A 12,431-nucleotide genomic window follows, 5' to 3' on the forward strand; every position below is an offset into this window, starting at 1 on the left:
TCGGCGGCCGCCTCAGCCTTGGGTGAGGCGCTGCAGCTCGCGCCGAACCATGGCGGCGTAGGGTGGCGGGCTGAGCTGATAAAGCTGGGCCGCCACCCAGGTCAACCACGCCCCTTGCATCTCCTTGCGCCTGGCAAGCAGGCTTTCGGCCTGCAAGACAGCCTGCGCGTGATACTGCCGATGGAACGCGGCACGCGAACCGGGCAGTGACTCGCCGTCACTCATTCACTTGCCTTGAACGTGATCAGCTCGCCCTTCCGCCATTTGGCAACCTTGCCGGTCACTGCCTTTAGCAACTTGCCCAGGCCTTCCTGCACTTGCTGTTGCGCAGCGAACACCAACATCACGCCCTGGCCGTCGCGGAACACGATGCCCTCGCCTTCAGGCACCGAGACAAACGCGTAATCACCCACACCATAGACATTGAGTTTGATTTCACGGAAGCGCATTTCCAATTTCCCGCCTTCTCGGCTGGGCAACACGGCAGCGCGAAAATGATCGCCGACCTTCAGCTCCAGGCGCTGTTTGTCATCGACAACCAATGCGCTATCGGTATCTATTTCGGCCATGTACAGGCCTTCGGGGTTCTGCTCGGTGACATAGACGAAACGGCCCTGAAACAGCTTGGCCAACTTACCGCGCAAATCGCCCAGGGCGAACAGGGCGTGGGTATCCAGAGTACTGACTGCCAATGAAGTAATCCTCAAACCGGTGACATCCGCCCCCACTCGCAGTCGGTGAGGCGCGGCCATTTAAATTCGATAGGCGAAAAGAATAATTAAGCGATGCGTAATACGTCTGTGCCTAATGGCGATACGGCATGCAGGAAACCTTACTCCGGATTGCCAGACTTAGCCGCAACAGCGAGCTTGGGCACATTCCCCAGTCGGGAAGCGTAACGTCCTACAACTACTCCGCTGGAAAAGATGCGATAGATAACAGCAGGCCCCTCGGCAGAACGGGCTCGGCAATCCATCATCGCTTACTGAGGAAGAAATATGCACGAAAACACTGAAATCCGTCGAGAGGCAAAGAAGATTTCTTATCTTTCAAAACCTCGTTTCGTCGTCATTCCTGCAGGTGTCGAGTTCTTCCACGTCACCGAAAGCGCTACCGGCCAGGTCAAGGGGTTTCGCCGCCGACACCATGATGCCTGTGAGCTCGCCAGACGCCTGGAGCGCTAGTGTGCAATCAGGCGGCCTGCCCCTTGTTCAACTGTTGCAGCCAGGCCGCCTGACACTCCAGCGCCTCGCCGCGCGTAGCGAACGCCGTGCCACGGCGCTCGCCATTGACCAGCACCACCCAACATACCCGCCTACCCAGCGCCTGCAGTGTCTCGGGCACACCTGAGCCAATCATCACGGCCACATCGACTCGGCTATTCATCATCCCCTCCGGAATTTACTTAGCAACCTAACTATATGGTCATGATACGCCCGCGATCAGGCGGGAGAAAGCCAACGTTGGTATAGCTGTGTTGCGCTACGGGCAACAAACTCGTCCGCGCTGAGCCCGGCAAACGCAAAAAGCCCCAGGGATTGCTCCATGGGGCCTGGCACGCAACGCTCGATCAGACCTGACGCTGGTGACGGTCGAGCTGCTCGTGGCGCTCCTGGGCTTCGATGCAGTACTTGGTGGTCGGGCTGATCAGCAGACGCTTCAGGCCAATCGGCTCACCGCTGTCATCGCACCAGCCGAAGCTCTCGTCGGAGATACGGTCCAGCGCCATTTCCAGCTGTGGCAGCAAACGCTGGTCGCGGTCGATGGCATTGACCAACCAGCTACGCTCTTCTTCTACCGAAGCCACGTCAGCAGGGTCCGACGGAGTGTCCAGGCCCTCGATGGTGGCACGGCTCAACTCGATGCGCTCATGGGTTTCGACTTTCATCGACTGCAGCAGGCCAGTGAAGAAGGCCAGCTGATCAGCGTTCATGTAGTCATCGGCCGACATGGCCAGCAACTGTTCCTTGGTCATCGATTTCTCTATGAAAAAATGTGCATTTGGGCGATTCGGGTGCCGCCGACGCCAACGCGTCTGCAGCGGAATTCTTCAAGCGCCAATCGGCACTCTTTTACAGGGGGCGGCAGTCTAAGGCTCCACGTCGCGTGGAGCAACTGCAATCACGGGGGATTTTGACTGAAATGGCACCGATTCCGCCAGCCGGCGTGCCGGGGCCTGTTTCAAGACATGACTCAAACGGTGCGCTGCATGCAGCGCACCGGCCTCTCAACGATCCTTGAACTGCGCTTCGCGCTTGCCAATGAAGGCACTCATGCCCTCCTTCTGATCTTCGGTGGCGAAGGCGGCATGGAACACGCGTCGCTCGAAGCGCACACCCTCGCTGAGGGTGACCTCGAAGGCGCGATTGACGCTCTCCTTGACCATCATGCTGACCGGGATCGATTTGCTGGCGATGGTTGCAGCCACCTTCAACGCTTCCTCGATCAGCTCGGCCTGCGGCACCACGCGTGCCACCAGGCCGGCACGCTCGGCTTCTTCCGCGCCCATCAAGCGCCCCGTCAGGCACAGTTCCATAGCCTTGGCCTTGCCTACCGCACGGGTCAGGCGCTGGGTACCGCCCATGCCCGGCAGCACGCCGAGGTTGATTTCCGGCTGACCGAACTTGGCGTTGTCACCCGCCAGAATGAAGTCGCACATCATCGCCAGCTCGCAACCACCGCCCAAGGCAAAGCCGGACACGGCAGCAATGATCGGTTTGCGGCGGTTGGCAATCCGATCAGCATCGCTGAACAGGTCGTCGACGTAGATCTGCGGATAAGTAAGCTCTGCCATTTCCTTGATATCGGCGCCGGCGGCAAACGCCTTGGCCGAGCCGGTCAGCACCACGCAGCCGATGTTCGGGTCACGCTCGAGCTGGTCCAGAGCCTGGTTGATCTCGCTGACGATCTGCGCGTTCAGCGCGTTCAGCGCCTGGGGCCGGTTGAGGGTGATCAGGCCGACCTTGCCATGGATGTCCAACAGGATGGTTTCGAATGCCATGCAGTCTGCTCCTTCAAAGATTGCGCGCAATGACCATGCGCTGAATGTCGCTGGTGCCTTCGTAGATCTGGCAGACCCGAACGTCGCGGTAGATCCGCTCCAGCGGGAAGTCGCTCAGATAGCCATAACCGCCCAAGGTCTGCAAGGCATCCGAACAGACCTTTTCGGCCATTTCCGAGGCGAAAAGCTTGGCCATCGACGCTTCAACCAGCGCTGGACGCCCGGCATCACGCAGCGCAGCGGCGTGCAGCACCATCTGCCGGGCCACGGCAATGCGCGTGGCCATGTCGGCCAGGCGGAAGGCCACGGCCTGGTGCTCGATCAGTGGTTTGCCGAAGCTCTGCCGTTCTTTGGCATAGTCGCGCGCCACCTCGAAGGCGGCGCGGGCCATCCCGACCGACTGCGAAGCAATACCGATACGCCCCCCCTCCAGGTTGGCCAGGGCGATCTTGTAGCCCTGCCCTTCTTCGCCCAGCCGGTTGGCGACAGGCACGCGCACATTGTCGAAGACGATCTGGCAGGTGTCGGATGCATGCTGGCCGAGTTTGTCTTCCACACGCGCTACCTGGTAACCCGGTGTGTCAGTTGGCACGATGAACGCAGTGATGCCACGCTTGCCGGCCTCCGGGTCGGTGACGGCGAAGACGATGACCACACCGGCGTTCTGCCCGGACGTAATGAACTGCTTGCTGCCGTTGAGTATGTAGTGGTCGCCATCCAGGCGCGCACGGGTCTTCAGGCTACTGGCGTCGGAACCCGCCTGGGGTTCGGTCAGCGCGAAGGCCCCGATCATCGACCCGCTGGCCAAAGGCGCGAGGAACTGCTGCTTTTGCTGCTCGGTGCCAAATTTGAGTATGGGCACGCAACCCACCGAGTTGTGCACGCTCATGATGGTCGAGCAGGCACCATCGCCTGCGGCGATCTCTTCCAGGGCCAGGGCATAGGCCACGTACCCCGTATCGCTGCCGCCGTACTGCTCCGGCACCAGCATGCCGAACAGGCCCAGGGCAGCCATCTCGTCAATGGCTTCGCGCGGGAAGCGATGCGCCTTGTCCCATTGCTCGGCGAACGGCCTTAGACGCTCCTGGGCAAAGTCACGAATGGCGTCGACAATTTGTTGTTGCTCGTCAGTTACCAGCATGGTTCACCTCAGTACAGGCATTCGACGGCGATGGCCGTGGCCTCGCCACCGCCAATGCAGATGGCCGCCACGCCGCGGTGCAGGTTGTTCTGGCGCAGGGCCGACAACAGCGTCACCAGAATCCGGGCGCCCGAAGCGCCGATCGGGTGGCCCAGCGCACAGGCGCCGCCATGGATATTGACCTTGTCGTGTGGCAGGTCGAGGTGCTTCATGGCCGCCAGGGTGACCACAGCGAAGGCTTCGTTGATCTCGAACAGGTCAACTTCGGCCAGATTCCAGCCGGTACGCTTCATCAGCTTGTCGATAGCGCCAATCGGCGCGGTGGGGAACAGCGCCGGGGCATCGGCAAAAGCGGCATGGCCATGGATCACGGCCAACGGTTCAAGGCCGCGCTTGTCTGCTTCGGAGCGGCGCATCAGCACCAGCGCTGCGGCACCGTCGGAGATCGAACTGGAGTTGGCGGCGGTCACCGTACCCCCTTCACGGAAGGCCGGCTTGAGCTGCGGGATCTTGTCCAGGCGCGCCTTGGGTGGCTGCTCGTCATCCTTGACCAGGCGCTTCTCTTTGCCCTCGGTGACTTCCACCGGGACGATCTCGGCAGCGAAAAGGCCGTTCTTGATCGCGTCTTGCGCGCGGGTCAGCGAGGTAATAGCGAACTGGTCCTGGGCTTCGCGGCTGAATGCCCCCGCCTGGGCGCAGTCCTCGGCGAAGGTGCCCATCAGCCGGCCCTTGTCGTAAGCGTCCTCGAGCCCGTCCATGAACATGTGGTCGATGATCTTGCCATGGCCCATGCGGTACCCACCGCGGGCCTTGTCAAGCAGATAGGGGGCATTGGTCATGCTCTCCATGCCGCCAGCCACCACCACATCGGCGGTGCCGGCCAGCAGCAGGTCGTGGGCCATGATTGCCGCTTGCATGCCCGAACCGCACATTTTGTTCAGGGTGGTACACGTGGTGTGTTTGCCCAGGCCTGCGCCCAGCGCGGCCTGGCGCGCCGGGGCCTGCCCCTGGCCTGCCGGCAGCACGCAGCCGAACAGCACCTGCTCGACGCTGGCGGCGTCGATACCGGCGCGTTCGACGGCTGCGCGGATCGCCGCTGCGCCCAGTTGCGGTGCGGTGAGGCTCTTGAGGTCGCCCTGCAGGCCGCCCATGGGCGTGCGCACGGCGCTGACGATGACAATCGGGTCGTTGACGAGGGTCATGTTCAATGCTCCTTACTTGGCAGCCATGCGCAGCGCGCCGTCGAGGCGTATCACCTCGCCGTTGAGCATGCTGTTCTCGATGATGTGGCGGGCCAGAGCGGCGTATTCCTGTGGCCGGCCCAGACGCGGGGGAAACGGTACGCCGGCGGCCAGGGAGTCGCGTACTTCCTGGGTCATGCCGGCCATCATTGGCGTCTCGAAGATGCCGGGAGCGATGGTCATCACCCGGATCCCGAAGCGCGCCAGCTCACGGGCCGCAGGCAGCGTGAGGCTGGCGATCGCGCCTTTGGATGCAGCATAGGCGGCCTGGCCAATCTGCCCGTCATAAGCGGCGATGGAGGCGGTGTTGATGATCACGCCGCGCTCTCCTCCTTCTTCAGCCTGCCCCTCGGCCATGGCTGCCGCGGCAAGGCGTAGCAAGTTGAAACTGCCGATCAGATTGACGTTGATGACCTTGGTGAAGCTGGCCAGGCCATGTGGGCCCTGCTTGCCCAGCACCTTCTCGGCGCCGACGATACCGGCGCAGTTGATCAAGCCATGGATACTGCCGAAAGCACTGACAGCAGCGTCGACCGCCGCCTTTGCGGCCTGCTCGTCACTGATATCGGCGACCGCGGAACGGGCGCTGTCACCCAGTTCGCGTGCCTTGGCTTCGACGGCTTGGGCATTGAGGTCGACCAGCATGACCTTGGCGCCTGCCTCGACCAGCATCTGCGCAGTGGCGGCACCCAGCCCGGAAGCCGCGCCGCTGACGATGAAATGTTTGTGGTTGATCTGCATGTGGGCTCCCTCAGGCGCTGGCACGTGTGGCCAGCGGCGCGTGTTGTTTGGCGATTTCCTGATTGCGCAGGATGAAGCGTTGCAGCTTGCCGCTCGGCGTCTTGGGCAGCTCGCTGACGAATTCGATTTCACGCGGATAGGCGTGGGCATACAGTCGCTGGCGCACGTGATGACGCAAGGTATCCTCCAGCTCGGCGGTGCCTGCCACGCCTTTGGCCAGGACGACGAAGGCCTTGATCAGCTCCGTGCGTTCCGGGTCGGGCTTGCCGATGACTGCCGCTTCGATCACCGTCGGGTGCTCGATCAGCGCGCTTTCCACATCGAAAGGGCCAACCCGGTAACCGGAGGTGGTGATCACATCGTCGCTGCGGCCGACAAAGCTGATGCTGCCGTCGGCGTTGAGCTCGACGGTATCGCCGCTGAGGTAATACTTGCCGACGAACGATTTTGTAGGCACACCGCGATAGCCGCCAAACCAGCACAAGGGCGATTGCTCACGGTCTACGGCCAGAATGCCTGGTTGCCCGACCGCCAGCTCCGCGCCCTGCTCATCGAGCACGACGATACGGTGGCCTGGAATGGCGAAACCGGCAGCCCCTGGATGCACGGGGTGCTTCAAGCCATGGTGGTTACACAGCACCATCCCCAGTTCGGTCTGGCCGTAGTGATCGTGGATGGTCACCCCCAATTCGTCGGCAAACCAGCGAATGACCTCCGGGTTGAGGGGCTCGCCGGCACTGCTGACCGCCCGCAGGCGGCCTTGGATTGGCGCGGAAAAATCACTGCCCGCAGCGATCAGCAACCGATAGGCCGTAGGCGAACCGGCCAGGTTGCTGATGCCCAGCTTGTTGATGATGCGCGCGCAGCTCTCGACGCTGAACGGGCCATCGTAGAAGGTCGTGGCGTGGCCCAGCGACAACGGGCCGGTCACTGCGTAATACAGGCCATATGCCCAACCTGGATCGGCCAGGTTCCAGAAGTTGTCTTCCGGGCGCAGGTCAATGGCATCACGCATGTAGCCCTGGAAGGCGACGATGGCGCGCAGCGGCACTTCCAGGGGTTTGGCAGGGCCGGTAGTGCCCGAGGTGAACATCAACAGGAAAGGGTCGTCACCCGTGCGCATGACAGGTTCACAGCCATCTGCAACGTGTTCGAGGCTGGCATGGAAATCCAGTTCGCCAGCGCGTGCATGAACTGTGATGACGTTCGGGCAATCACTTACCTCATCCAGCTTGGCGCGGTTCTGCTGGTCGGTCACGACGACGCGCGCTGCGGACTGTTCCAGGCGATGTTCGATGGCCTTGGGGCCGAAGGCAGTGAACAGCGGCTGATAGACCGCACCCAGGCGCCAGGTGGCGAGGATGGTCACGAGCAATTCGGGGGTGCGTGGCATCAAGCCGGCAACACGGTCGCCGGCGCCTACCCCCTGGGCTTTCAGCACGTTGGCAAAGCGTGCCGCCAAGCCGGCCAGCTCATCGAAGGTATATTGCTTGCTGTCGCCATCACGGCCTTCCCACAGCAGCGCCAGCTTGCCGCTGCCAACATGGCGGTCGCAGCATTCAACACAGGCATTGAGCGCATTCAGTTGCCCGTGCAGCCCTGTGCGGGCAGCCTGGGCATGGTCGAACGAACGGGCGGCGTCGGCGTAATCACGCATCGTCAGACTCCTGGTTGTTATTGTTGGAGTGCACCATTGGTCTGACGATGTTGTCGCTACATGCCCTGACGGGCAATGGCCAAAGCTGTCAATCTGGATGACCGGTTTGGTCGCCAGGTGGCAGAGTTGAATCCGCGTCGGGCTTGAGCATGGGTGTGGTCAGCAAGATGACCAAACGGTTTTTCATGTACGCAAGCTTTTCGGCCACCTCAGCGGTTTGCTCAAGATATTGCTGGCTGGTCATCTCGGACTGCCGGTCATACAGCTGGTCCAGGCTATTCTGGGATTGCTCGAGCATGGGCGCGAACGCCTCCGCGTTTTGCGTTTCCAGCCATTCGCTCCAGAACTTCTGCTGGCTCAGGAAAGCGGCTTTTGCATCCACCGTGCCCGCTTCCCGCACAAAGGCCCGTGCCGCATCGAGTTCCTCATCGCTGACGTTGGCTATCGTGCCAAACAACATCGAGTGTGGCTGGCTTGGCAGCTGCATTTCTTCGGCCAGCTCCAATCGAAAATAAAGGCTGACCTCGACGGCATCAAGATGTGGGGCGCTCACGGTTTTTTCAGCGATGTATCTGCCGATATGTTCTTTCAGCAGCGTGAGACGGAACAAACCCTGGCCCAATTCGAGCAATGCCTGCTCGGCCCCTGCTGTCGAACGCTTTGCATTGCTCACCAATGCGAGAAGATGCAGTTCGCTGAAGCGATCGGCGACATCATCGGCACAGGTAACGTTGCCAACCGCATGGACGTGAACGTCGTCGGCCAGCGCAGTGTCGGTGTCCATGGCGTCAAGCAGCGTCCATACTCGAGCATCGAGCGCACTGCGGTGGGCCGGATTGCGATAGTCGCTGCTGTGCTGCAGCCTGCCCAAGATGGTTTCCAGTTCTCGGCTCCTAGGGTCAGCGAACAGTCGATCCCACGTCGCCTCACGCGCTTTCGCCTGCTCACCGGTCACCCAAACCGCCCTGGCAGCCGGCGGCTCCGGGACTGGTTGTCGGGCCGGCGGATGGACCGGCGCAGGGCGTGCATACAGACGCTCCAGCTGAGCTCTCTCAACGGCATTTCGCTCCAGCAGAATCGAAACACGGTAGCTATACGGCATTGCCTGGATGGCTTCTGGTACGTTGATCAGGTTATTGGAACGCAGATCAATCCAGCGCAGTAAGTGACACCGTTCCAGCCCTACAGGCCATTCCAGCAGCCCGCACAGCCGAAGGTTCAAGCGCCTCAACCCTGAACCCCAATTGCCCAGATGCAGAATGCGAATCGGATTGAAACTGAGGTCCAGATCCTGCAAACGGCTCAGTGGGCTGAGCACCTCGGATATGCGCTCGCCGTTGCGAATACCGTTGTACGAAAGATCCAGCCGTTCAAGAAATCGTAGATGCCGAATCCCGACCGGCAGTGCTAGCAGGCGGTTGCGCGCCATATTCAGACGGCGAACGTTCCTGAAGCAACTGAAGAAGGCTTCTGGAGCCCCCTGCAGAGGGGTATTGACCATTGCCAGGGATGTGACGTGATGGAAGTCGATCTCGGCATCCAATTCAGGCAGGCTGCTCACATGATGGCCGCTCAGGTCCAGAACAAAGCCGCGCACGGCATTTTCATGGACATCGAGCGGCAATTGCCTGCGCCAAGCTTGTTGCATCCTTCGCCCAAGCATGCGACGCGCAGTCCGCTCCCCTGCTGGCCCATCCGCTACCCACGTTTCCAGGCGTTGGCCGAGCATATGATAGTTCTGCTCTTCCAGAATCAGCGCTGCGTAAGGGTTCGCAGTGTCCAGAATGCGAAACAGATGCTCATCGATCTGCCTGGGCGTATCCCCCTCGTAGAGCCTGGCCAATCGCCGTCGAACCCGCCACCCCGGGCTTCGCGCCTGAGATACGCTGCCGCCCAACGGATACCCTACACGGCCATCTTCCAACCGCTGCCCCGGATTGAACCAGCCCTGCTCCTGCCGCCAGCCCAATTGTTTCACCAGCTTCTGCCGGCCGGTGGGCAGGAGCTCAACGACCCGTTGCCGTAGCTCGTCAGCTTGATCCTCGCTGCCGAGGCCAAGGTCGGTTTTCTGTTGCGCAGTCAGTAACGTGGCAATGGCCTGGAAGAGGTCATCAGGCGCGCTGCTCTGCTCTGGCAGCTCAAATCCTTGAGCGTCATACAGCATGAGGGCACCCGCATCACGAACGATTGTTATCTGATCCTTTTGCGGTGCCTGCGCGTTGATAATTGCCAGCAGGCGCCCTTGCGCCGAAACGGAGTGTAATTCAACGCGACGCGAGAAGGACCAGTGGTCAAGCCTTGACAGCAAACCCAGCGCCAACTCGTCACTGACATCACTGTACGCGTTTCGCAGCATCACGCCCTGCACGGCATGATTGAGCCTGGCCAGCTGGAGCAAGGGGCGCGCCTTGCTGGAAACAGACAACGGCAGCCGCTGCAGCAACTCGACCGCTTCCCGCTCGTCGGCGGTCACCTGACAGGCCAGCTCGATGGCGTAATCGGTGGGCAAGCCAGGGAAATCCCGTTGGAGCACCTGAACAACCGGGTCAGAACCTGGCTCGACGAATGTCAGGTGGTCGAACAGGCCACGACGCAGCTCTGTCTGTTGGTCAAACATAGCACCAGGGAGCTCAGCATCTGTCAGCTCGGCGAAACCGGGGCGCGTCTTGCACCAATCGAGCAGCGCCAGGTCATCGGTCACAGTCGCACCGGGCGCCAGCGCCTTGAAGAACCGCTCGACCCTTTCATCGGCCTCGAAACGGCGCAGCGTATCGCGCAGGTTGGCCGGCAAAGGACGATTCTCCATCAGGATCCCGCGCAGTTCGTCCACATCGCTGCAAGCCGCCTGCAGCACCTGCTCGGCGCGTTGCTGGCCAAGGGGACGTTGCTGTGGCCAAAGGCGCGCGAGCATCCGATGCGCATCTTTCCAGTCCATGGGCGAGTCGTCAGGTAACAGCCACAGGCGCTCGGCGTTGCGCTGCAGCACTGGCCCGTAAGCCTGTGGCCGGTCGGGGTGGAGCAGCCGCCAGGCCCCGTTCTCACTCGGCTGATGCACCTCGTAACATTGCTCGCCGACCCTTAGCCAACGGCGGTTGCCTCGGCAATGCAAGCCATCTGCACCCATGACCGCGTCATCGGGCAGTTCGCTCTGGTAGATACTCAGGTCGCCGCTCCACAGCCCTTGGCTATCATCGTCCAACGCAACCGCTTCCAGGCCCTCGACCAGCGCCGTGTCGACCAAACGGCCGACAGCGGCGCCTGCAACTACCCCAGCAGCCGTGGCGGCGACAACCTGCGCCACGTTCAGTGCATGCTGCAATGCTTCGTGGTCATGCCCCTTGGCCCAGTCTGTAACGCCTTCGTACACCTGGGCGCAAACATCCTTCAGCAACGCCCCCAATAGCACGGCCCCTACCGCCGGGATGAAGAACCCGGCCAGCCCGACCAGCCCCCAGCCTAGCGATTTCCAGTCCTCAAGGCGTTTACGGCTGGCCTCGGCATCAGCGTCTGCGTTAGGTACAAGCAGCAGTTTGGCATCCGCGCGCACGCGCTCGACCTGTTCATCCACCCAGCGGGTGAAGACTGTGCCATGAACGGTCATGCCCTCTATCTGCAGGTCTGGCACTGCATCCATCAAGCGCGATTGCAGCTGCTCGAAGAACGCGTTGCGTGCATCCAGCGCGATCAATTGCAGGAGTTCGCCCAGATACCCCTGGCGCTTCAGGTCGGACACCATCTCAGCTTGCAAGCCCTGGGTTGAGCTGTGCCAGCGCAGTGGGTTGTCAGCATCGCCAGGCATGTAGGTCACGACACCTGCGTTGTCGCCATCGGCAGTTTGCAACTGGATGATCAATGCCTCATGGACCAGCACGTCCAGCATGGACATCAGCCCTGGATACGCCGTGAGCCTGGGCTCGGGACCCGTGCCGGTGGGGCTCTCGACGTAGTACTCCAGGGCGGCTTTCACATCGGTGTCGATCTTGCCCTTCAGAAATGCGACATGCACGGCCAGCTTGAATCCCGCCAGCTTGTCCGCCACCAGCAGTGGCTTGTTCTGGGTGAAATGTTGATCGAGCAATACCTGGTACTGCTTGCCAGCATCCAGTAGGCGGCACGCTTCGATCAATTGTGCGGTGTTGCCCATCACCCCTTCATCGTCAACCTGGACGACCAGGCCACTGCCACTGAACGGGATGTAACCTTCGGCAAAGTTCTGCATCAGGCGCGACAGCGCTGGCTGTACTTCGAAAGAGTCTTCGAGATGGGGAAACGATTGCCCAACCGGTTTACGAAGCTGTGTTCGCCACTGCAATTCATTCAGTGTTCGCCCACTGGGCAGCATGCCTGCCAGGGCTTCGGAGAATTTGCTCTCGGCGAACGCCTGGAGCGGTACAGCTGCCTTGGTCGCGCTGGCCACGGCTAGTTGGCTGACTCTATGGCTGGCGATCAATACCCGCAACGTGTGGATGTCGGCTGCAGAGGCAGCTTTGATCCATTGAGGGAGCGATTGGGTGAAAGCGGCAGCAGCCTTTTGCATATCTTCGGCAGTGACGCTGGTGCGGGTACTGGGTTCAGTCGGAAACGTTCGCATGAGGAGCCCTCTGTGTTGAAGAGAGGGCACAATCTTTCACTCATTGCGGCGAAGCTTCA

Annotated in this window: 11 protein-coding genes; 1 reads left to right on the forward strand and 10 read right to left on the reverse strand. The window is 61.3% G+C overall.

The genetic code is table 11. From position 1 onward, the window contains the following. Positions 1 to 12 precede the first annotated feature (12 nt). Positions 13 to 225: a hypothetical protein gene (locus tag ACFY68_RS20900; RefSeq protein ID WP_387531200.1), complete on the reverse strand. Its 213-nt coding sequence runs from the start codon at positions 223 to 225 to the stop codon at positions 13 to 15. Next, positions 222 to 692, reverse strand: coding sequence for a hypothetical protein (locus tag ACFY68_RS20905; RefSeq protein WP_346615088.1), 471 nt, complete (start codon positions 690 to 692; stop codon positions 222 to 224). The genes ACFY68_RS20900 and ACFY68_RS20905 overlap by 4 nt, the downstream gene beginning before the upstream one ends. 306 nt (positions 693 to 998) lie before the next feature. On the opposite strand from ACFY68_RS20905, the gene ACFY68_RS20910 reads away from it, so the two are divergent. Then, positions 999 to 1,184, forward strand: a complete 186-nt coding sequence (locus ACFY68_RS20910) for a hypothetical protein (protein ID WP_346615089.1) — start codon at positions 999 to 1,001, stop codon at positions 1,182 to 1,184. Between the two features lie 7 nt (positions 1,185 to 1,191). On the opposite strand, the gene ACFY68_RS20915 is transcribed toward ACFY68_RS20910, so the two are convergent. From ACFY68_RS20915 to ACFY68_RS20950, 8 genes are all read right to left on the reverse strand, one after another. After that, positions 1,192 to 1,386 carry a hypothetical protein gene (locus tag ACFY68_RS20915; protein WP_387531205.1) on the reverse strand — a complete coding sequence of 65 codons (195 nt, stop codon included), beginning with the start codon at positions 1,384 to 1,386 and terminating at the stop codon, positions 1,192 to 1,194. Positions 1,387 to 1,570: 184 nt separating this feature from the next. Beyond that, positions 1,571 to 1,975, reverse strand: a complete 405-nt coding sequence (locus tag ACFY68_RS20920; protein ID WP_016485822.1) for a TraR/DksA C4-type zinc finger protein — start codon at positions 1,973 to 1,975, stop codon at positions 1,571 to 1,573. 252 nt (positions 1,976 to 2,227) lie between these two features. After that, positions 2,228 to 3,001 (reverse strand): enoyl-CoA hydratase, encoded by a 774-nt coding sequence (locus tag ACFY68_RS20925; RefSeq protein ID WP_387531208.1) that lies wholly within the window; start codon positions 2,999 to 3,001, stop codon positions 2,228 to 2,230. Between the two features lie 13 nt (positions 3,002 to 3,014). Next, the gene (locus ACFY68_RS20930) at positions 3,015 to 4,142 is read right to left on the reverse strand and encodes an acyl-CoA dehydrogenase (RefSeq protein WP_063425329.1); all 1,128 of its coding nucleotides are present in this window, start codon (positions 4,140 to 4,142) and stop codon (positions 3,015 to 3,017) included. 8 nt (positions 4,143 to 4,150) lie between these two features. Then, positions 4,151 to 5,344 (reverse strand): acetyl-CoA C-acyltransferase, encoded by a 1,194-nt coding sequence (locus ACFY68_RS20935; RefSeq protein WP_387531211.1) that lies wholly within the window; start codon positions 5,342 to 5,344, stop codon positions 4,151 to 4,153. Positions 5,345 to 5,356: 12 nt separating this feature from the next. Next, positions 5,357 to 6,124, reverse strand: coding sequence for an SDR family NAD(P)-dependent oxidoreductase (locus ACFY68_RS20940; RefSeq protein ID WP_387531214.1), 768 nt, complete (start codon positions 6,122 to 6,124; stop codon positions 5,357 to 5,359). A 10-nt stretch (positions 6,125 to 6,134) separates the two neighbouring features. Beyond that, a complete protein-coding gene (locus tag ACFY68_RS20945; protein WP_387531217.1) occupies positions 6,135 to 7,781 on the reverse strand; it encodes an AMP-binding protein in 1,647 nt (548 codons plus the stop codon). 88 nt (positions 7,782 to 7,869) lie between these two features. After that, positions 7,870 to 12,372: an NEL-type E3 ubiquitin ligase domain-containing protein gene (locus tag ACFY68_RS20950; protein WP_387531220.1), complete on the reverse strand. Its 4,503-nt coding sequence runs from the start codon at positions 12,370 to 12,372 to the stop codon at positions 7,870 to 7,872. Positions 12,373 to 12,431: the final 59 nt, after the last annotated feature.

The sequence above is a fragment of the Pseudomonas sp. NPDC012596 genome (assembly GCF_042902325.1).
Taxonomy (GTDB): domain Bacteria; phylum Pseudomonadota; class Gammaproteobacteria; order Pseudomonadales; family Pseudomonadaceae; genus Aquipseudomonas.